The sequence below is a fragment of the Streptomyces sp. NPDC045846 genome, from assembly GCF_056431605.1.
Genome location: NZ_JBWKKJ010000001.1, coordinates 508,243 through 529,884 on the forward strand (window position 1 = coordinate 508,243; position 21,642 = coordinate 529,884).

Here is a 21,642-nt window from a genome sequence, read left to right on the forward strand (position 1 = left end):
GCAGCGGGTTGAGTGGGCGAGCTTGACTCAGATCATTACAACCGATGCTACTCGCATGTCAGGTGCCCGCAAGCGCTTAGCCCCTGAAGACTGGGCGGAACTGTGGGCGCGTTGGCTCCTTTCGACCCCTCCCGCACCCCACGATTCGGAATTCCCGCCTCCGTAACGACCGTGATCGTGCATTGCGGAACCAATACTTGACTCAAATGGTCACACCTGGTTGACTCATCGAGTCAAATTGAGTCGTCCGGGGAGGGGCTATTTCAATGGGATCGAAGCAGATTTGGCTGATCATCATCGCGGCATTCTCGGTGGGGGTATTCCTCAGCGGGGTCCTGATATTCGAATCCGGACCCACGTCGATATCGCCGGGCAGCGACCACTCCCGCATCGAGGCGGTGCACGCGAACGGCGGAACATGCTGCTGAACCGCTGCATGGCCCGACAACGGCAGGAGAGGGAATGCGCATCGACTTGCTCACCCGTGAATATCCGCCGGAGGTGTACGGGGGCGCCGGCGTTCACGTAGCCGAGCTGACCCGGGGGCTGCGCCGGCTCGCCGAGGTCCGTGTGCGCTGCTCGGGGGCGGCCAGAACCGAACCCGGCGTCGACGCATACGAGCCACCGCCGCGGCTGGCCGAGGCGGACGCCGCACTGGGATTCCTCGGGGCGGACGCGGCGATGGCCGCCGACTGCGCCGGAGCGGACGTCGTGCACAGCCACACCTGGTACGCGAACATGGCCGGGAACCTCGCGGCCCTGCTGCACGACGTGCCGCACATCATGACCCTGCACAGTCTGGAGCCGCTGCGGCCCTGGAAGGCCGAGCAACTGGGCGGCGGCTACGCCCTGTCGTGCTGGATGGAGCGCACCGCCGTGCGGTCCGCGTCCGCCCTGATCGCGGTCTCGGCCGCGATGCGGGACGACATCCTGCGCGTCTACCCCGACGTGCCGCCCGAACGGGTGCGCGTCATCCACAACGGCATCGACCCGGAGGCCTACCGGCCCGATCCGCGCCGCGACGCGCTGGAGCGGTTCGGCATCGACCCGGAGCTTCCCATCGTGCTGTTCGTGGGCCGCGTCACCCGCCAGAAGGGGCTGCCGCACCTGCTGCGGGCGGCGTTCGGGCTGCGCTCCGACGTCCAGCTGGTGCTGTGCTGCGGACAGCCCGACACCCCCGAGATCGCCGCCGAGGTGGCGGGACTCGTCGAGGAACTGCGCGCCGTACGCAAGGGGGTCTTCCGCATCGACGGGATGCTGGACCAGACCTCCGTGCGTCAACTCCTCACCCACGCCTCGGTGTTCGTGTGCCCGTCGGTGTACGAGCCGATGGGCATCGTGAACCTGGAGGCCATGGCCTGCGGAACCCCGGTCGTGGCCTCCGCGGTCGGCGGGATCCCCGAGGTCGTCGACGACGGGGTGACCGGACTGCTCGTCGCGTTCGAGGCCCTGGCCGACGCCACGGGCGAGCCGGTCGACCCCGACAAGTTCGCCGCGGGCCTCGCCGACGCCGTCAACGAACTCGTCGAGGACCCGGGCCGGGCCGCCGCGCTCGGCCGGGCGGGCCGGGCGCGGGCGGTGGAGCACTTCTCGTGGGACAAGGTGGCCGAGCGGACCCTGGGTGTCTACCGCGACGCGGTGGCGGCGCATCGGGGATGAACTCTCAAGCCACCGGGGGGTGTTCCTCCGGCTCCGCACGGAGCCGGACGGGCACCCCCTTCGCGTCGTACGGGAAGTGACAGGCCACGGTGTGCCCGACCGACGGGTCCGCCTCGGCCGGCGCCGGAGTCTCCCGCTCGCACAGCCGCCGCCGCGGGCCCAGCGCGGCGTACACCGCGCAGCGGCCGCGGAAGCGGCAGCCCGCCGTACGCTCCCCGGCCGCCGGGGGTTCGCCCGGCAGCACGACTCTCGCGCGGGCCCGCTCGGCCACCGGATCGGGCAGGGCGACGGCGGAGAGCAGGGCGCGCGTGTAGGGGTGCCGCGGGGACGCGTACACCTCGGTGACCGGGCCGCTCTCCACGGTCCGGCCCGCGTACATCACCACCACCCGGTCGGCGATCTGCCGCACCACGGCCAGGTCGTGCGTGACGAACAGGCAGGCCGGGCCCCGCTCCTCGCGCAGCCGCCGCAGCAGATCGAGGATGCCCGCCTGCACGGACACGTCGAGCGCCGAGACCGGCTCGTCCAGGAGCAGCAGGTCGGGGCGTACGGCGAGAGCGCGCGCGAGCGCGATGCGCTGGCGCTGGCCACCGGAGAACTCGTGCGGGCGGCGCTGTGCGTCCGAGGCGTCGAGGCCGACCCGGCGCAGGAGGTCGGGCACCCGCGCGGCGATGGTCCGCCGCGGGGCGCGCTGGGCGCGCAACGGCTCGGCGACTATGTCGGCCACCCGCATCCTCGGGTCCAGGCTGGCCATCGGGTCCTGCACCAGGATCTGCACCGTGCCCCGCAGCCCGCGGACCTCGGCGCGGCTCAGCGCGGACGTGTCGTGTCCGGCGAGTTCGACGGTCCCGGACTCGGGGGCGGCGAGCGCGATGATCTCCCGCAGGGTGCTGGTCTTGCCGGAGCCCGACTCGCCGACCAGGGCCACCGTCTCGCCCCGGCGCACCTCCAGGTCCACCCGCTCCAGCACCGGCCGCACCGCGGAAGGCCGCCCGCGCAGGCGGAGCCCCGAACGGCCGGGCAGGGGGTAGGACTTGGCGAGGCCCTCGACCCGCAGCAGCGGGACGCCGTCCGGGGGAGTGCGGTGCGGCGGGGCCGAGGCGGGGAAGAGGTCCGCGGCCGTCCGTCCGGTGAGGGCCTCCGGCCGCACGCAGGCCGCCAAGTGGCCCTCCGTACCCGTCAGTTCGGGCTCGCCCGTGCGGCACTGACGCGCCGCGACCGGGCAGCGCGGGGCGAACGCGCAGCCGGGCCCGGTGCCGCCCGGCACGGGTGGGACGCCGGGTATCGGGGTGAGCGGCACGGCGGCGTCCAGGCGCGGCACCGAGCCGAGCAGGCCCAGCGTGTACGGCATGCGGGGCCGGGCGAACAGGGCGTGCACCGGAGCCGTCTCGACGACACGCCCCGCGTACATCACGGCCACCCGGTCGGCGGCGCCCGCGATCACGCCCAGATCGTGGCTGACCAGGAGGAGGGCCGCGCCGGTCGCCCGGCGGGCGCTCTCCAGGGCGTCGAGGACCTGCGCCTGGACCGTGGCGTCCAGGGCGCTGGTGGGCTCGTCGGCCACGATCACCTCGGGGTCGTTGGCGATCGCCATGGCGATCATGGCGCGCTGGCGGAGGCCGCCGGAGAGCTCGTGGGGGTACGAGCGCGCGACACGGCCCGGGTCCGGCACACCCACCCCCTCCAGGAGCTCGCACGCGCGGCCGCGCGCCGACTCCCGGGTGGGGCGCGGCCGTTGGTGGATGCGCAGGGCCTCGCCGATCTGGTCGCCCAGGCGCTGGGCCGGGTTGAAGGCGGCGAGCGGGTCCTGGAACACCATCGCGATGCGCCGGCCGCGCAGCCGGGCCAGTTCAGCCGCCGGCAGGCCCACCAGTTCCTGACCCAGCAGCCGCACCGAGCCGGTCACCCGCGCGCCCGGCGGCAGCAGCCCGAGCAGGGCGAGCGCGGTCGCGGTCTTGCCGGCCCCGGACTCGCCGACCAGGCCGAGCACTTCACCGCGCCGCAGCTCGAACCCGACCCCGCGCACGACCGGCAGCGGCCCGCGCGCCGCGCTCGGGTAGGACACGCGCAGGTCCCTGGCCTCCAGCACGACGGGGGGCGTCATCGCAGCGCCTCCGGCCGGTCGGACCCGAGGTCGAGCACGTCCCGCAGCGCGTCGCCCACCAGGTGCACGGCCAGGACGAAGACCAGCAGCAGCCCGGCCGGGAAGAAGAACATCCACGGGCAGGTGAGGGCCACGTCGGTGCCGGAGGCGATGAGCGTGCCCAGGGACACGTCCGGGGGCTGCACCCCGAACCCGAAGTAGGACAGGCCGGTCTCGCTGATCACGGCGGCGGCCACCGCCACCGTCGCATCGGTGATCAGGAACGAGGCCAGATGCGGCACGATGTGCCGCACGATGATCCGGAACGGCCCCACGCCCATGTGGTGCGCGGCCGTCACGAACGGCCGCTCCCGCAGCGAGAGGGTCATGATCCGCACCGCCCGCGCCGTGATCATCCAGCCGAGCGCGGCGAGGAGCCCCGCGAACGCGGGCCAGCCGAGCCCGCGCAGCCTCGGCGCGAGCAGCACCAGGAGCAGGAAACCGGGGATCACCAGCATCAGGTCGACCACGAACATCAGCGCCCGGTCCACCCACCCCCCGAAGTATCCGGCGCAGGCCCCGAACGCCGCCCCGAGCGCCGTACTCACCAGCGCGACCAGCGCCCCGATCAGCAGCGACTTCTGCAACCCGCGGACCGTCTGCGCGAACACGTCCTGGCCGATCCGGCTGGTGCCCATCCAGTGCGCGGAGCTCGGGGCGGTGCGCAGAGCCGTGTAGTCGATGTCGGTGTAGCTCCACCCGGTCACGTACGGCCCGGCGTACGCGAGCAGGAACAGGCCCGCGATCAGCGCGAGTCCGGTCAGCGCCCGGGGAGAGCGCAGCAGGGCCCGCACCGCCGTGGTGGCGCGCCCGCGCAGGGCGACGGCTTCCCCGCTCACCGTCGGCGCACCCGCGGGTCGAGCAGCGCGTGCAGCACGTCCGCGACGAAGCCCGCCAGCAGCACGGTCACCGCCGCGAACAGGTTGACCGCGACCACCGAGTTGATGTCACCCTTCTGCGCCGACTCCATGAACCAGCTGCCCATGCCGGGCCAGCCGAAGATCTGCTCGGTGAACACGGCCCCCGTGAACAGGGTCAGGAAACCGAACGAGAAGAAGGTGGTCAGCGGGATCAGCGAGGTGCGCAGACCGTGCCGCAGCAGTGCCCGGCCCGGAGTGAGCCCCTTGGCCTGGGCGGTCCGCAGGTGGTCGGAACCGAGCACGTCGAGGGTGGCGGCGCGCTGGTAGCGGCTGTACGAGGCGATCGCCCCCAGCGCCACCGTCGCGGCGGGCAGCGCCAGATGGACCGCCCGGTCCCTGAGGTGGGTGGCGGTGGAGCCGGAAAGGCCGGGGGTGCGCTCGCCGGTGTAGCGGATCACCGTGTGCCCCGCGCTCTGGTTGAACCAGAGGGCGCCCTCCTTGAAGAGCAGGGCGAGCACGAACGTGGGAACCGACAGGACCAGGAAGGAGAAGACGGTCAGCGCCCGGTCGGGCAGACGGTGCCGGCGCACCGCCGCCCACAGCCCCGCCAGCACCCCGAGGCCGGTGCCGACCAGGGTCCCGACGAGCAGCAGCCGGGTGGACACCCCGATCCTGCGGCCGAACTCCGCGTCCACCGAGGCCCCGTCGACGGTGCGCCCGAGGTCGCCGTGGGCGGCCCGCCACGACCAGTGCGCGAACCGTTCGAGGACCGGCGTCCGGTCGTCGGTGCCCAGCAGCGCGAGCTCGTGGTCGACCGTCGCGGCCGCCGGACGCGGCTCGCGGTCCTCGAAGTAGGCGCGCGGGCTGAGCGCGGCCGAGGAGATGACATAGGAGAGGAAGACCGAGAAGAGCAGCAGCAGCGCGCCGTGGGCGAGGCGCTTGGACAAGAGGCCGACCAAGAGTGTCTCCTCGAAGGGGCGGGACGGCATGAGCGGTTCATCGGCCTGACATGCCGCAATGCTAAGGTCCCAGCGGTAAATCGCAGATCAGTTCGGCTATTTGACGCGTTGTCAGGGCGGAGGCTGGGGTGGCTCGGTTACGTGGTGGGCGAAGATGGGCGGTCCTGGGCGCGGCGGCGGCGCTGACGCTCGCCGGCTGCACCTCCGCGGCGGTGCCGCACCAGAGCGCGTCCCCACGCGCCGTGCGGGCCCCCGCCTACGGGGCCGAGGACATCGGACGGCAGCCCGCGCGGGACCTGCGCCAGGGCGGCACCCTCACCCTCGCCACCTCCCAGTGGGTCACGCAGTACAACGTGAACCAGGCCGCCGGGACCATCGGCGAGGCCGCGGAGATCGACAGCCTGGTCGAGCCGCAGCTGTTCCGCCGCGACGCGAAGGGCGTCCCGCACCCCGACCCCGACTACCTGCTCTCCGCCTCCGTCACCGCGACCGCACCGCAGACGGTCACCTACCGGCTCAACCCGCGCGCCCGCTGGTCCGACGGGAAGCCGCTCGGCGCGGCCGACTTCGCGGCGCAGTGGAAGGCGCTGGGCCAGGGCGACGAGCGGTACCTGGTGGCCGACACCTCCGGCTACGACCAGATCTCCGCGGTGCGCCAGGGCCCCGGCCCGAGCGAGGTGCAGGTCGTCTTCCGCAGCCCGTACGCCGACTGGCAGCGCCTGTTCGACCCGCTCTTCCCGGCCTCCGCGACCAGCACACCGGAGCAGTTCAACAACGGCTGGGCCGGGCGGATCCCGGTCACCGCGGGCCCCTTCAGGATCGCCTCGATGGACCGCACCACCCAGGCCGTCACCGCGGTCCCCGACCCCGCCTGGTGGGGCGCGAAACCCCGCCTCGACAAGGTGGTCTTCCGCGCGCTGCTGCCGGCCGCGGCCCTCCAGGCCTTCCTCAACGGCGAGATCGACGCGGTGAACGCGGCCACCGCCGAGGCCTACCAGCAGCTCAAGTCGGCGTCCGACAGCACCGTGCGCACGGGCTCCGCGTGGGACGAGGTCCATGTCAGCCTCAACGGCGCGGGCGGCCCGCTCCAGGACATTGACGTACGGCACGCCGTCCAACGGGCCGTCGACCGGCAGGCGTTGGCGAACGTCGCGGCCGAGGGGCTGCCCGTCGGGGTGCCGCTGCTCGGCAACCACATCTTCATGACCAACCAGCCCGGGTACGCCGACAACTCGGGCGAGCTGGGCACGTTCGACCCCCAGGCCGCGGAGCGGCTCCTCGACCGGGCGGGATGGAAGTCGCCGGGCCGGGGCAGGCCTCGCGTCAAGGACGGCCGGGCCCTGAAGCTGCGGTTCGTGGTCGCGGAGTCCACCAACCGGCTCGGTCTCGACCTCGCCCAGCTGCTGCAGCAGATGCTCGGCCAGGTGGGGATCGGGGTGGAGATCCAGAAGGTTCCGGCCGACGACTACGGGCCGAAGTACCTGGACGTCGGCAACTTCGACCTGGCCATCTTCCGCTTCACCGATCTCACCTATCCCAGTCAGTCCCGGGCCGTCTACCGGCTGCCGCGCGGCGCCCAGAGCTTCCAGAACTACGGCCGGATCTCCGACGCCACGCTCGACAGCCTCCTCAAGCAGGCCTCCGGCACCCTCGATGCGGGGCGCGCGGCCCAGCTGTACAACCAGGCCGACGCGGAGATCTGGAGGCTCGGCCACGACGTCGAGCTCTATCAGCGCCCCCAGATGATGGCGGTCCGCAAGGGGCTGGCCAACTACGGGGTCCCGGGCCTCGGCGACATCGACTTCGCCGCGGTGGGCTGGACACGATAGCCCGCGGCCGTCCGCCGGACCCGGGGTGGGCCCGGCGGACGGCCGGTGGAAGCGCTCTCACGACCTCAGGCGCCCTGCCCGCTCAGCCACTCCTCCTCGGTGTGCCTGCTGAGCGCGTCGAAGGCGAGCGCCGCCGACGCGAGGGTGACGTGGTGGTGCCAGCCGCGGAACGAGCGGCCCTCGAAGTCCCCGAGCCCGAAGTCCTCCTGGAGCCTGCGCAGCCCGTCGGCGGACAGACTGCGCAACTGCGCCAGCGGGATCGCCTCGGCGAGGCGGCGGGCCGGCAGGTTGGTCAGCCAGTAGGCACGCGGCGCGGGCCGGCCGTAGGGCCAGTCCGTTACCAGGTGCCGGGGCCGCTGCCGGTGCACCGCGTGCTGCGGGCCGTCCGAGCACAGCAGCGCCGGAGCGGACAGGAACTGCGAGCGCCGCATCCGCTCCGTGGTCCGGTCGTGCCAGGCGATCGGCGTGCGCTCGTCGCGCCGCGCCACGTGCTCGGCGAGGTCGGTCACCGTGCCCCGCGTCGCGGGCGACGCGGCGTGCGGGCGCGGCAGGGTGACCCCGGTGCTGGGCGACACCTCGATCAGATAGCCGTGGCCGCGCGCCTCCAGACCCCGAAGGAGCGGTTCCACATCGCTCTCCGAGCGCCAGTCGGCCAGCACCGGCTGCGGCTCCAGGAACCACTCCTCGGTCATCTCGTCGAGGGCCTCCAGGACGTAGCTCCAGCGCGGCCGGCAGTGCTCCGCGTCCGGCAGATGGGCCTGGCCGCGCAGCCGCTCGTCCTGGTCCCACCGCTGGGGCAGCAGCAGCCGCCAGTTCACCGGGAGCCCGCCGCCCGTGCCGACCAGCGAAGTGGCGTACGCCAGCTGGCAGTTGACGGTGCGCTGCTGCGACGGCGCGTACTGGCGGGCCACGCCGACCGAGCGGTCACCGTTCTTGGCGAAGACCACCTCGTCGACGGCCCAGGCCTCGGTGCGGAACACCGCGCCCGTCCGCTCGGCGATCCGCCGGCGGACCGGCCCCGAGTCCCAGGGGCTCTGGTGGACGAACTGCTGGAGCTGCTGCACGGCCCGGTGCCCCAGGACGTGCTCGGAGATCCTGGTGGGCGTCTTGCGGCCCGGTACGTCGAGCAGCCCACGCAGATACACCTCGCCCCAGCGCCGCTGGTCGGAGCGCGTCAACGCGACGAACAGGTCCTGGCAGTAGGCGGAGAAGTCCGCCGTCGCAGGAGCCTTGCGGGCCTCGGAGAGTTGGAGGATGGAAGACACGGTGCCCCCGGGAGTGTCCGAATCGATCGGTGGCGCTGGAGCCCAGCGGACGAGAGAGGTCATTCATGGGCGCACTCGTCACCGCCCTCGAGGAGGAAGGCGTCGGTGGCCAGCAGGGCGTCCGCGACCTCGGGCAGCGTGCAGCCCACGATCACGAAGTCGGCGTCGAGCCCGGCCTTGGTGCGCTGGAAGAGCAGCTCGTTGATGGCGGGCCGGCACATCTCGGTGACCTGGCACAGGTGGAACTCCACCCGCTGCGGCTCGGCCGCCATCACCTCGCCCAGGATCCGCCGGAACTTCTCCAGCTCCGCCGCGTCGATGATCCCGTCGCAGCGGATGTGCGCGGTGTCGCCGTCGAACTCGGTGCGCATCCGCAGCCGCATCTGCGCCGGCTCCAGCTCGACGCGCACCCGCACCGGCACGTCCCCTTCGGGCAGCTGGACGGTGAGTTCCTTGTTGTCGAAGCGGTGGTAGGGCTGCCCGTCCACCCACACCCGGGTCAGCTCCACCGAACCGGCCGGCAGCAGATCGGGCGCGACCCGCAGGGTGCGCTCCGGCAGGTCGCTCGGGCGCGGCCGGAAGTGCAGCGTGAGCGGGTCGTTGCTGATCAGCAGGCCGGTGTAGACGGCCGCGAGGTAGCAGAGTTCGAGCGCGTGGTAGCCCGCCATGGCGTGGCTGCCCTTGAGCCGCTCGGTGCCGAGCAGATAGGGAATGCCGTTGGCCAGCACGTTGAAGTACACCCCGCCGTCCTCGTAGTCGAGGAAGAACGCGTTGTAGAACGAGGCGGCCTCGCGCGCCAGGCGCAGCTGCTCGGGGTCGCCCGAGGTGCCGGCCAGGATCAGATAGGCCAGGATCGCCTGCTCCTGCTGCCACCACGCCTTGCGGTCGTGCCACACCATGCGGTGGATGCCGCTGTCCGGGTCGGGGCGGCGCTCGACCACGTCGTACCAGCCGCCGCGCAGCTGGTCGCTGCCGACGGCCGGCATGATCTCGCCGATCCGGTCGGCGGTGACGCCGTACTCCGTCTTGTCGTGCAGCGCCTTGATGCGGGTCAGGTTCCAGGCGATCTTGAGGTTGTGGCCGACCACGGCCCGGTCCTGCTGCCAGCCCCAGGTGCGGTCGGGGCTCCAGTCGGCGTGGAAGCGCTCCTGGACGAACGGGCTGGTGGCCTCGTCGGGGAAGCGCTCGACGATGGTGTCGGCGGTCTCCTCCAGCAGCGCCGCGAAGTCCTCGCGTCCGGTGGCGAGGTAGGCGTTGATCAGGTAGGCGGGGGCGTGGTCGCCGACCGAGTTCCAGTTCTTGCGGGACCGGTTGCGGCCCAGCGAGTCGGCATTGGGGTCGAGCGTGATCGGGTCCAGGTGCGAGAAGAACCCGCCGAGCCGACGGTCCCTGAAGTAGCGGTCGAACAGGGCCACCGTGCCGTCGATGTCGTTGAGGATCCGCGGGTCGCCGGTGACGCGGTAGGTCTGGGTGGGCCCGGCGAGCGCGTAGATCTGCTCGTACATCGGAATGGCGTCGAAGTCGTCGCCGAACTCCGAGGCGAACACCTTGCGCTGCCCGGTCCGCGTCACGTCGATGCCGTGGTACCAGTAGATGATCCCGTCCTGCTCGTCGGTGACCCGCATGTGCTCGCGCAGGTACTCGGTACCGCTCTCGGCCGCCTCCAGGAAGCGGTCCTCGCCGGTCAGCAGATACGCGGTGGACAGGCCGTACACGAGGCGCGAGATGGTGTCCGTCTCCTGGCGCACGTCCACGCCGTCGAAGTCGGGCAGGTGGGTGCCGCTGAGCGTGAGGTTGGTGCGGAAGTTGCGCCAGTCGTACGTGCCGTCGGGGAAGTGTCCGCGCAGGTAGAAGTCGGCGACCGCGGCGGCCTGCTGGACCCACCACGCCGGGTGCTCGAAGACGTAGGAGCCGCGGCTCTCCTCGGGGAAGGTGATCTCCTTCGCCTCGAACCGCTCACCGCCCTTCCACTGGTAGGTGATCCCGTACGCGAACAGGTACCGGCCCTCGGCGAGCATGTCCTGGGTGCAGGCGGTGGTGTCGCGGTAGTCGTCGCCGAGGTTGCGCACGATGCGCGAGGAGACATTGCGGGGCAGGTGGACGGTGAATTCCCGGTCGTCCGAGGTGCGCAGACCGAAACGGTGCTGGGTGGGGCTGTAGTAGGTGACGTAGCCCGCCAGGGTGTCGGAGAACGTGCGGCGTTCGGCAGATCCACTCATCGAGAGGTGCCCTTCTCGTCAGGCAGGGCCGCCAGCAACACGACGCTGCGGCCGTGGGCGTGGAAGGTGTGGTCGTCGATCAGCTCCTCTTGTCCGGCGGGGAGGATGTCGTACGGGCCGGGGCGCGCGGTGTCGAGCACGCGGTGCCAGCGGCGGCCGCGGATCCGGGGCAGCTCGAAGTCCAGTCCCAGGTGGTACATGTTGAGGATCAGATGCAGGTCGGGGTCCTGGTTGAAGCCGCCGAGCGTGCAGGCCAGGACCCGGGCGTGGGTGTCCTCCCAGCCGGGCTGCTCCAGTTTGGTGCCGTGCCAGGTGACATCGGACAGCAGACGGGAGTTGAGGTGTCCGTTGTAGAAGCGCGGTTCACGGAAGGTGCGGTAGCGCCTGCGCAGTTCGATCAGCCGTCGGGTGAAGTTCCAGGTCTCCTGCTCCTTCTCGGCCTGGTCCCAGTCGAGCCATGAGGTCGGGTTGTCCTGGCAGTAGGCGTTGTTGTTGCCTCCCTGGCTGTTGCGGAACTCGTCGCCGGCCAGCAGCATCGGCACGCCCCGGCTGAGCATGAGCACCGAGAGCAGGTTCTTCATCTGGCGCACCCGCAGCCGCTCGACCTCGGGGTCGTCGGTGGGGCCCTCGACGCCGCAGTTCCAGCTGAAGTTCTCCCCGGCCCCGTCGGCCCCGGCCTCGCCGTTGGCGTAGTTGTGCTTCTCGTCGTAGCTGACCAGGTCGTTGAGGGTGAAGCCGTCGTGGCAGGTGATGAAGTTGATGCTGTTGGTGGGCAGTTCCTGCTGCGGTCCGAACAGGTCCTCGGAGCCGCTGAGCCGCGCGGCGATGTCGCCCACGAGCCCGGCGTCCCCGCGCACGAAGCGGCGTACGTCATCACGGAAGGGGCCGTTCCACTGGGCCCAGCGCTTTCCGGGGAACCGGCCCACCTGGTAGAGGCCGCCGCCGTCCCACGGCTCCGCGATGATCTTCGTCTCGGCGAGCACCTGGGACAGCTCGATCGCCCACAGCACCGGCGGCACCGCCATCTCGTACCCGAGCGCGCCACGCGACAGCTCGGAGGCGAGGTCGAAGCGGAAGCCGTCCACGTGGTGCTCGCGGACCCAGTACTCCAGGGACTCCAGGATGAACTTGGTGACCATCGGATGGTTGGCGTTGACCGCGTTCCCGCAGCCCGTGAAGTCCATGTAGTGACTGCGGTCCTGCGGCCACAGGTGGTAGTACGCCTCGTTGGCCTGCCCGCGGAAACTGATCGTCGGGCCGTACTCGTTGCCCTCGCTGGTGTGGTTGAAGACGACGTCGAGGATGATCTCGATGCCCGCCCGGTGGAACGCCTTGACCATGTCGCGGAACTCGGCGATGTGGCCCGCGAGATGGGGCTCGGAGCAGTAGCCGGTGTGCGGGGCGAAGAAGCCGTACGGGTCGTAGCCCCAGTAGTTGCGCAGCTCGCTGCCGTCGGGGCCGATCCGCAGCACCTGCGTCTCGTCGAAGTCGAAGACGGGCAGCAGCTCCACCGCCGTGATCCCCAGCTCCTTGAGGTGCGGGATCTTCTCCGTCAGCGCCGAGAACGTGCCGGGGCTGGCGGCGCGCGAGGTCGGCGAGGCGGTCGCGCCCCGCACGTGCAGCTCGTAGATGATCGTCTCCGACATGGGGGTGCGCAGCGGCTCGTCGCCCTCCCAGTCGTAGTCGTCGAGGTCGACGACCAGGCTGCGCATGGACTCCGCGACGTTGTCGTCCAGGCCGATGGCACGGGTGCGCTGCCAGCGGCTGTTGATGTTGGCGCGGGCGTACGGGTCGAGGAGCACCTTGCGGTGGTCGAAGCGGGCGCCCGACCTGCTGGTGTCGTGCGGCCCGTCCATCCGGTACGCGTAGACCTGCCCGGCGCCGAGCCCCCGTACATGGCAGTGCCAGAAGTGGAAGCTGCGGTGGCGGTCGGGGTGGAGCTGGATGGTCCGGGAGGGTTCCGGGTCGTCGCAGCGGTCGAACAAGAGAAGGTCCACGCGCGTGGCGTGCTCGGAGTAGACGGAGAAGTTCACCCCGTCGGCGTCGACAGTGGTCCCCAGCGGCTGCGGCCGTCCTGCGGTGATCTGCGGCGCCTCGGTCACGGGTGCCTCCCTGGTCTGATGACTCGACGTCAAGCGGATGGTCAAGCAATGGCCCGGTCGGCGACCGGATCGGGTAACTGGCGGGCGTCGGCCTCCCGGGCCGGCTCGTCCGAGCGCAGCCGGGCGAAGAGCGGCTCCCAGTCGGTGGGGCCGCTGCCGGGCTCGCTGCGCATCTCGAAGGTGACGCCGCGCGCGGAGGGGCAGTACAGCGCCTGCACGCAGGCCTCGGCGACGTCCTGGCGCGAGACGTAGCCGTCCCTACGGTCGCCCTGTTCCAGGGTGATGCGGGAGTCGCCGCCGAGGTCGGTCAGCCAGCTCGGCCGCACCACCGTGTACGGCAGGCCCGATCCGCGGACCGCCTCCTCACCGGCGAGCCGCCAGTCGAGCATCCGGCCGTACGCGTTCATCGGGTGGTCCCTGTGGGTCACATAACGCTGGCTGACCAGCACGAACTGCGGGAGCGCGGAGCCGCCGCGGGCCGCGGCCAGCGCGTTGCGGACGCCGGTGTGCAGGGTCGACTCGGGGCTGTCGGGACCGGCCGGGTCGGTGCCGGGCTCCACGGTGTAGACGATCGCGGAGCAGCCGCGCAGCGGAATGAGCAGGGTCTCCGGTTCGCGCACGTCCCCGAGGAAGAACTGGGCCCGCTCGGGCAGTTCGCGGCCGCGCTGGGTGCTGCGGCCGACGACCCGCACCGCCTCGCCGCGGTCGAGGAGCCGTTGCGTCACGAGCCGGCCGACCCGGCCGGTACCGCCTATCACTGCGATCGGACTGTTCACGGAAATCTCCTGAAAGAGCGTCAGATCCGTTGATCGGTCAGGTGGTTGGGTTCCGGCGCCGGTCAGACCCATTGCAGGATGTCGTCCGAGCTGGTGAGCTGCGTCCCGGCGGGCAGTCCCGACACGGCCGGGACCCGCAGCCTCGGGTAGACCATGACCCCCGACAGCCGGGTGCCGGGCCACAGGTGGGCACCGTCGCCGAGGGCGGAGTGGTCGTCGAGGCGGACCGGGCTGCGCCGCTCGGAGTGCACCTGGGCCATCGGCCCGATGTAGGAGTCGCTGATCTGCGCGTACGCCCCGACCACCGCGGCGTCGCCCAGCGCGGAGCGGTTGAGGTGGACGCCCTCGTGCACGTCGACCCCGTCGCCGATGTCGGTGTACTGGAGGTGGACGCCCGCGCCGATCTCGGCGTGCCGGCCGATGCGCACCCCGGGCCCGATGACGACACTGCCGTCGGCGATCTTCTGGGCCAAGGTGGTGCCGGTGACGTTGTCCTTGGTGCGCAGGCTGGACTCGTGGATCCAGTACCGGGGCTCCACGCTGAGCGGGCGCTCCATCGCCCGGTTCATCTGCTGGTACTGGCCGGTCAGCACCTCGCCCAGGGTGGCGAGGTAGTCCCCGATGCTGCCGAGGTCGCCGAGCCGGTCGATGGGCTCGACCGCCACCGGCAGGTCGTGGCCGACCAGCCACGGCAGCAAGTCGCCGCCCCAGTCAAGGCGTTGCTGGGCGAGCCGGATCAGCTCCGGGTTGCGGGCGGCCAGCCGGAGCCTGCCGCAGTCGATCAGGTACATGCCCGCGCTGGTGGCGATGGTGCGGGCGTCGGGGGTGGCGAGCGCCTCGGGGAAGAGGTGCTCGATGAGCTGGAGGCGGGGCTTCTCGACGAAGCCCGAGACCAGGCCCTGTTCGGTGGTGCGCATGACGCCGTACTTGTTGGCGGTCTCCTGCGGGGTGCGGGTGACGGCCGCGACGGTGACCACCGCGTCGGTCGCGGTGTGGGTGGCGAGCAGCCGGTCGAGCGAGAAGTCGAACAGCGAGTCGACCGGCATGACGAGCGCGGGTCCGGTCAGGTCCCACTGCTCCAGGTTGTGCAAGGTGGCCGCGCCCGAACCGACGTTGTACTGGTCGAACCGCGACCGCGAGTAGTTGATCTCGACGCCGTACCGCTCGCCGTGACCGAGAACGAGTTTGATCTGGCTCCGGTTCTCCATGCCCTGGGCCACCACGTAGAAGCGGCGGATGCCCTGTTCGCGGCAGGCCTCGACGATCCACTCGATGAGCGGCCGGCCGGCGAACGGTATGAGCGCCTTGCTGCGGATGTAGTCGGCGGACTGCAGGGTGATGGGCTTCGCCCGTTCCCCCCGGCCGCCCGCCAGGATGATTCCGGCGGTGCTGTCGTCCCCCATCGTGTCCTGCCTCCTCGGCTGACTCTGCGACCCAACAAATTCAACATAGGCAGTCATCTTGAGTCAAGTAACAAGTAAATCTGGCTGGTTGGGGGTGGTGTGACGGCGTCTTACCGACCCCGGAGACTGTGGCTGCGGGGGCCCGAGTGAGGGCTGTGACCAGTGGTCACAGCCCTCGAACGGATTCGGCCCCGATGGCTCAGCCGGGCCGGTTCCCGGCGGTGCTCGCCGCGGCGGGCGCCTGGACGCCGCTCTCCGCGCCCGTCGCGGCGACCCCCTCCGGGCCGCACTCGGCGCCCGGCAGCGCGGCGAGCGCCCGGGCACCGAACTCGGCCAGAAGATCCCGCCCTTCGCCGGGCTCCAGCGCGTCCAGCGCGCGGACGGCCGCCCGCGCGTGCCGGCCGGCCCACGCGAGGGACTCCTCGATCGCCCCCGAGGTCCGCAGGATCGCGGCCAGCGCGGCGAGCGCCTCGGCCGGATCCGTACGTCCCGAAAGGCAGGCCTCGATCTCGCGCCGGGTGGCCGCGTCGGCGCCGCGGTGCGCGAGGACGACCGGCAGCACCGGCCGCCCGTTCCTGATGTCGCTCGTCGACGCCTTGCCCGTGCTGTCCGGATCGCTCGTGTAGGCCAGCAGGTCGTCGTGGACCTGGAAGGCGATGCCCAGCTGGTCGGCGTACGCGACGAGCGAGGCCGTCTCGCCGGGCCCGCCCCCGCCGAGGATCCCGCCGACCTCGCACGCCGCACGGAACAGCGCCGCCGTCTTGAGGCGGACCATCTCCAGATACGGACCCACCTCGAAGACCCGGCCCGCGGTGAGCCGCGCCTCCAGACTCTGGCCCCGGCACAGATCCGTTCCGGCCCGCGAGATCGCGGCGACCGCGGTCACCACCCGGTCGGCCGGAACACCCCGGTCACGGCACTCCGCGAGGCACTCGAAGAGGGAGAAGAAGAGCAGGTCGCCCGCCACGATGGCCTCGTCGGCCCCGTACTTGCGGTGGGCGGCCGGACGCCCCCGGCGCACCGCGTCCGCGTCGATGATGTCGTCGTGGATCAGGCTGCCGACATGGCCGAACTCCGCCGCCACCGCCGCCGGAAGCACGCTCGCCGCATCACCGCCGACCGCCTGCGCACTCGCCAGGAGCAGACAGGGCCGCAGCAGCTTCCCGGCGGGCAGCAGGGAGTGCCGGCACACCTCGTCGAGGCCGCCCGCCCCGTCCGGCCAGCGCTCGTCGAGCTCACGGACCACCAGGTCGCGCAGCCCGAAACCCGCCGCGAACGCTTCCGGCGCCGTGCTGGACGCCTCGATGTCGGTCATGTGCCGAGTCCCGTCTGTTGATCGAGCCCCTCAAGACTGCGGTACGGCGTGGTCGCCGACGGCCATCGACATCAACGGGAATGGCCGCCCGACACCGCCCGCGGCGGCCGGGGCGGGGTGCCGCCGCACGACCCGAACGCGCCGCCCCCGGCGAACGTGCCGCAGACCGTCCGAACGCGCCGCCACCTGACGAAGGATCACATTCCTTTACCGCAGGCGCTGTTGGCCCAGGACGACGCACGTGCCTACCCTGGTGTCCGCCCAAGGGGGAGACGCATGAGCGAACGCATCGAGCGCACCCGGCCCAGCGGACGGCCGCCCGAGAGCGGCAAGGGTGAACGGCTCGCCGACTGGGCCGACGGCCGCCTCGGCATCCACACACTGGCCAGGGCCAACATGCGCAAGATCTTCCCCGACCACTGGTCGTTCATGTTCGGCGAGATCTGCCTCTACAGCTTCCTCATCCTCATCCTGACCGGCATCTGGCTGACCCTGTTCTTCGAACCGAGCGGCGTCGAGGTCGTCTATCACGGCTCCTACGTGCCCTTGAACGGCGTCCGCATGACACGCGCCTACGAATCCGCCGTGCACATCAGCCTCGACGTGCGCGGCGGACTGCTCATCCGGCAGATCCACCACTGGGCGGCGGTCGTGTTCGTCGCCGGGCTGCTCGTGCACATGATGAGGGTCTTCTTCACCGGCGCGTTCCGCAGGCCGCGCGAGGTGAACTGGCTGTTCGGCTGGACCATCCTCATGCTGGCCCTGGTCACCGGGCTCACCGGCTACTCGCTCCCCGACGACATGCTCTCCGGCACCGGCATCCGCTTCGCCCAGGGCGCCATCCTGTCCGTCCCGGTCATCGGAACCTACCTCTCGTTCTTCCTGTTCGGCGGCGAGTTCCCCGGCCACGACATCATCTCGCGGCTCTACCCGGTCCACGTCCTGCTGCTGCCCGGCCTCATGCTCGGCCTGGTCGTAGCCCATCTGATCCTGGTCTTCCACCACAAGCACACCCAGTTCGCCGGGCCCGGCCGGACCGAGAAGAACGTGGTCGGAGCGCCCTTCCTGCCCGTCTACCTGGCCAAGGCGGGCGGCTTCTTCTTCCTGGTGTTCGGGGTGCTCGCCGTGATGGGCGCGGTCGCCACCATCAACCCGCTGTGGGCGATCGGCCCCTACCGCCCCGACCTGGTGTCCACCGGCGCCCAGCCCGACTGGTACCTCGGATTCTCCGAGGGGCTGATCCGGGTGATGCCCGGCTGGGAGATCAACGCCTGGGGCCACACCCTCCAACTCGGCGTGTTCATCCCCTTCATGCTCTTCCCACTGATCATGACGGCGATCGCGGTCTACCCGTTCATCGAGGCGTGGATCACCGGCGACCGCCGGGAGCACCACATCGCCCAGCGGCCCCGCAACGCCCCCGTCCGCACCGGCATCGGCGTCGCCTGGCTGACGCTGTACGGGGTGCTGCTCATCGGCGGCGGCAACGACCTGTGGGCCACCCACTTCCACGTGTCGATCAACGCCATCACCTGGTTTGTGCGCATCGCCTTCTTCGTGGGCCCGGCCGTTGCCTTCGTCGTCACCCACCGCTTCTGTCAGGGGCTCCAGCGCCGCGACCGGGACAAGGTCCTGCACGGCCGCGAGTCGGGCATCGTCAAACGCCTGCCGCACGGCGAGTACGTCGAGGTCCACGAACCGCTCACACAGGCCGAGTTGTACACCCTCACCGCCCACGAACAGCCCCAGCCCTACGAGCTGGGCCCCACCGTCGACGCCAACGGCGTCACGCGCAGACCCCGCCGCTCCGACCGGCTGCGGGCCCGCCTGGCCAAGGCCCTCTACGGCCCCGGCAGCCAGATCCCCAAACCCACGGCCGAGGAGTACCTGGAACTCCACCGGGGCGACGGACACCACTGACGCGGCCGTACGCGCGCGAGAGAGCGTGCCGGCGACCGCCTGACGCGACACGGGCCGATCCATGACCGGCCCATGGTCCGTCCTTGCCCTCGCCTTTCCCCTCCCGCGATCCGGCGCCGGACATTTGCCATCCAGTACCGCAATCACCGCGCGCCCCAATTCCCTTGTGCTGGGCAAAGGTTGACCCATTCGGTGGAGAGCCGTCCGGCGGCCCGCCAGTATGGTCGGCCGCATGCCCCCCAACCGTCCGGCACTCCCGGTCCTTCCCTATCGCAAGCCCAAACCCGGCCGGGACTACTGGGTGTTGGACGACGTGCTGCCCAACATCGACGAGGTGCGGGCCCGTTGCGTCGCCAAGGACGACTGGGTCGAGGGCTATCCGCACAAGCCCGAGTCCTGGCCCGGCCTGCGCGCCATGCCGGGCCTCGCCCCCGCGGAACTCGCCCGCGTCGAGCGCCTGGTCAAGCAGCACACCGGGGCCAAGGAACTGTGGCAGGCCACCGCGCCCGGCGGGGCGACCCTGAACCACAACTGCATCCAGGTCGTCGGCGCCGGCGAGAGCGAACCGCGCCCGCACACCGATTCACGGGCGCTGTGCCGCTACGCGGCGGTGCTCTACCTCAACCCGAAGGCGCCCAAGGACTGCGGAACCAGCTTCTTCCGGCAGAGCCTGCCCGGTGGCGTACTGGGCGGCAACATGGTCACCGCGCCGCACAACAACCTCGTCGAAGCACTCGGCACGCGCTTCGTGCCGCCGGACTCCTTCACCGAGGACGTGCGCATCGCGCACCGCTACAACCGGCTGCTGCTCTACACCGCCAACACCATGCACAGCGCCACCGGATACTGCGGTAGCACCATCGACGACAAACGCATGACCGCGGTCTTCTTCTGGATGGCCTAGGCGCCCCGCACCAGAACTCCACACCCCTGGGGCCCCGGCCGCCCCAGGGGCTTCTGTTCGTTCGCCGTACCCCGGAACGTCACAGTGACGACATGGGGGCTTCCGCGACCCTGGGTGTTCTTGGTACACCCCTTTCGCCCCCCTGTTCCCTCACGCATGCAGAGGCCTCCACTCATGGCTGAACTCAACCGGCGCCGGTTCATGCAGCTCGCGGGCGGCACCGCCGCCTTCGCCGCGCTGTCGCAGAGCATCGCGCGGGCCGCCGCCATCCCGGCCGCGGGCAGCACCGGCACCATCCAGGACGTCGAGCACATAGTCGTCCTGATGCAGGAGAACCGTTCGTTCGACCACTACTTCGGTTCCCTGAAGGGCGTCCGCGGCTTCGGCGACCCGCGTCCCGTCACGCTGCCCAGCGGCAAGTCGGTGTTCCACCAGGTCGGCGGCGGAAAGGAAGTACTGCCGTTCCGGCCCGAGGCGGACAAGCTCGGCCTCCAGTTCATCCAGGACCTCAACCACGACTGGACCGGCAGCCACAAGGCGTTCAACAACGGCAAGTACGACCAGTGGATCCCCGCCAAGACGTCCACGACGATGGCCTACCTCACCCGCGAGGACATCCCCTTCCACTACGCGCTCGCCGACACGTTCACGATCTGCGACGCCTACCACTGCTCCTTCATCGGCTCCACCGACCCCAACCGCTACTACATGTGGACCGGCTACACGGGCAACGACAACACCGGCGGCGGACCCGTCCTGGGCAACGACGAGAAGGGGTACGGCTGGACCACCTACCCCGAGCGTCTTGAGCAGGCGGGCATCTCCTGGAAGATCTACCAGGACATCGGTGACGGCCTCGACGCGGCCGGCGGCTGGGGCTGGATCAACGACGCCTACCGGGGCAACTACGGCGACAACTCGCTGCTCTACTTCAACAACTACCGCAACGCCAAGCCCGGCGACCCCCTGTACGACAAGGCGCGCACCGGCACCAACGCCAAGAACGGCGACGGCTTCTTCGACATCCTCAAGGCCGACGTCAAGGCGGGCACCCTGCCCAAGGTCTCCTGGATCGCCGCCCCCGAGGCCTTCACCGAGCACCCCAACTGGCCCGCGAACTACGGCGCCTGGTACATCTCGCAAGTCCTGGACGCGCTCACCTCCAACCCCGCGGTGTGGGCCAAGACCGCGCTGTTCATCACGTACGACGAGAACGACGGCTTCTTCGACCACGTGGTGCCGCCCTTCGTGCCCTCCGGAGCCAACCAGGGCGCGTCCACCGTGGCGACCGGCCCCGACTACTTCCCCGGCAACCTCAGCTACGCGGCCGGACCCTACGGGCTCGGCCAGCGCGTGCCGATGCTCGTCGTCTCGCCCTGGAGCACCGGCGGCTACACCTGCTCCGAGACCTTCGACCACACCTCGATCATCCGGTTCATGGAGCGCCGCTTCGGCGTGCACGAGCCGAACATCTCGCCCTGGCGGCGCGCGATCTGCGGCGACCTGACCTCGGCTTTCGACTTCAGCCGCACCAACTCCTCGGCCCCCGCGCTGCCTTCGACGACGGCGTACATCCCGCCGGACCACAACCGGCACCCCGACTTCGTGCCGGTGCCGCCCGCCACCGGCACCCTCCCCAAGCAGGAGGCGGGCTCCAGGCGCACCCGCCCGCTGCCGTACGCGCCGTTCGTCGACGGAGCCGCCAACGTCACCACGGGCAAGTTCGCCCTCACCTTCGGCGGCGGCGCCGGGGCCGGCGCACAGTTCCTGGTCACCTCGGCGAACCGGACGGACGGCCCCTGGACCTACACCACCGAGGCCGGCAAGACCCTCTCCGACGCCTGGAACACCACCTATTCGAGCGGCGTCACCAAGCTCAGCGTGTTCGGCCCCAACGGCTTCCTGCGCACCTTCCAGAACCCCGGCAAGACCGCGGGCCCCGAGGTCACCGCCCGCCACAACGCGTCCACCGGCAACCTCGATCTGACCATGACCAACGCGGGCCGGACCACCGTCCACCTCAAGGTCGCCAACGCGAGCGCCTACGGAGGGGCCACCCGGACCTTCACCGTGGCGAGGGGCGCCACCGTCCGGTTCACCGTCGACCTGCGGGCCAGCAAGCGCTGGTACGACGTGTCGGTGACCTCCGACGCGGACGCCTCCTTCCTGCGCCGCTTCGCCGGACACGTCGAGACCGGCGCGACGGGCGTGAGCGACCCGGCCCTGCACACGGCCTGACCCCGGGAACAGGGGCCGCGACACGACTGAGGGCCCCTGCCCGATCACCG

14 protein-coding genes are annotated in these 21,642 nt (G+C 71.1%); 5 read left to right on the forward strand and 9 right to left on the reverse strand.

Annotated elements, in window-relative coordinates; translation table 11 throughout:
• Positions 1-462: 462 nt before the first annotated feature.
• Positions 463-1,659 (forward strand): glycogen synthase, encoded by a 1,197-nt coding sequence (glgA, locus tag AC07F3_RS02270; protein WP_479109596.1) that lies wholly within the window; start codon positions 463-465, stop codon positions 1,657-1,659.
• Positions 1,660-1,663: 4 nt separating this feature from the next.
• On the opposite strand, the gene AC07F3_RS02275 is transcribed toward glgA, so the two are convergent.
• Genes AC07F3_RS02275 through AC07F3_RS02285 form a run of 3 tightly spaced genes read right to left on the reverse strand, consistent with a single transcriptional unit; the run spans position 1,664 to position 5,621 of the window.
• The gene (locus tag AC07F3_RS02275) at positions 1,664-3,763 is read right to left on the reverse strand and encodes a dipeptide ABC transporter ATP-binding protein (RefSeq protein WP_479109598.1); all 2,100 of its coding nucleotides are present in this window, start codon (positions 3,761-3,763) and stop codon (positions 1,664-1,666) included.
• Positions 3,760-4,641, reverse strand: coding sequence for an ABC transporter permease (locus AC07F3_RS02280; protein WP_479109600.1), 882 nt, complete (start codon positions 4,639-4,641; stop codon positions 3,760-3,762). Before AC07F3_RS02280 ends, AC07F3_RS02275 begins: the two co-directional genes overlap by 4 nt.
• Positions 4,638-5,621 carry an ABC transporter permease gene (locus AC07F3_RS02285; protein ID WP_479109602.1) on the reverse strand — a complete coding sequence of 328 codons (984 nt, stop codon included), beginning with the start codon at positions 5,619-5,621 and terminating at the stop codon, positions 4,638-4,640. Before AC07F3_RS02285 ends, AC07F3_RS02280 begins: the two co-directional genes overlap by 4 nt.
• Before the next feature lie 128 nt (positions 5,622-5,749).
• On the opposite strand from AC07F3_RS02285, the gene AC07F3_RS02290 reads away from it, so the two are divergent.
• Complete coding sequence (locus AC07F3_RS02290; protein WP_479109603.1) at positions 5,750-7,450, forward strand: ABC transporter family substrate-binding protein; 1,701 nt, start codon at positions 5,750-5,752, stop codon at positions 7,448-7,450.
• A 65-nt stretch (positions 7,451-7,515) separates the two neighbouring features.
• Here the strand turns inward: AC07F3_RS02290 and AC07F3_RS02295 are convergent, their stop codons facing one another.
• From AC07F3_RS02295 to AC07F3_RS02320, 6 genes are all read right to left on the reverse strand, one after another.
• On the reverse strand, positions 7,516-8,715 hold the full coding sequence (locus AC07F3_RS02295) for an IS701 family transposase (protein WP_479109605.1): 1,200 nt from the start codon (positions 8,713-8,715) through the stop codon (positions 7,516-7,518).
• 59 nt (positions 8,716-8,774) lie between these two features.
• A complete protein-coding gene (locus tag AC07F3_RS02300; protein WP_479109607.1) occupies positions 8,775-10,934 on the reverse strand; it encodes an AGE family epimerase/isomerase in 2,160 nt (719 codons plus the stop codon).
• The gene (gene glgX, locus AC07F3_RS02305; protein WP_479109609.1) at positions 10,931-13,036 is read right to left on the reverse strand and encodes a glycogen debranching protein GlgX; all 2,106 of its coding nucleotides are present in this window, start codon (positions 13,034-13,036) and stop codon (positions 10,931-10,933) included. The genes AC07F3_RS02300 and glgX overlap by 4 nt, the downstream gene beginning before the upstream one ends.
• Positions 13,037-13,077: 41 nt before the next feature.
• Positions 13,078-13,812: an SDR family oxidoreductase gene (locus AC07F3_RS02310; protein ID WP_479109611.1), complete on the reverse strand. Its 735-nt coding sequence runs from the start codon at positions 13,810-13,812 to the stop codon at positions 13,078-13,080.
• Positions 13,813-13,874: 62 nt separating this feature from the next.
• Positions 13,875-15,215 (reverse strand): sugar phosphate nucleotidyltransferase, encoded by a 1,341-nt coding sequence (locus AC07F3_RS02315; protein ID WP_479109613.1) that lies wholly within the window; start codon positions 15,213-15,215, stop codon positions 13,875-13,877.
• Between the two features lie 199 nt (positions 15,216-15,414).
• Complete coding sequence (locus tag AC07F3_RS02320) at positions 15,415-16,530, reverse strand: polyprenyl synthetase family protein (protein WP_479109614.1); 1,116 nt, start codon at positions 16,528-16,530, stop codon at positions 15,415-15,417.
• 276 nt (positions 16,531-16,806) lie between these two features.
• On the opposite strand from AC07F3_RS02320, the gene qcrB reads away from it, so the two are divergent.
• The 3 genes from qcrB to AC07F3_RS02335 all read left to right on the forward strand — a co-directional run bounded on the left by qcrB (position 16,807) and on the right by AC07F3_RS02335 (position 21,592).
• Positions 16,807-18,450, forward strand: a complete 1,644-nt coding sequence (gene qcrB / locus AC07F3_RS02325) for a cytochrome bc1 complex cytochrome b subunit (protein ID WP_479109616.1) — start codon at positions 16,807-16,809, stop codon at positions 18,448-18,450.
• Positions 18,451-18,682: 232 nt separating this feature from the next.
• The gene (locus AC07F3_RS02330) at positions 18,683-19,354 is read left to right on the forward strand and encodes a DUF6445 family protein (RefSeq protein WP_469488211.1); all 672 of its coding nucleotides are present in this window, start codon (positions 18,683-18,685) and stop codon (positions 19,352-19,354) included.
• A gap of 174 nt (positions 19,355-19,528) precedes the next feature.
• A complete protein-coding gene (locus AC07F3_RS02335; RefSeq protein WP_479109618.1) occupies positions 19,529-21,592 on the forward strand; it encodes a phosphocholine-specific phospholipase C in 2,064 nt (687 codons plus the stop codon).
• The last annotated feature ends 50 nt before the right edge of the window (positions 21,593-21,642 follow it).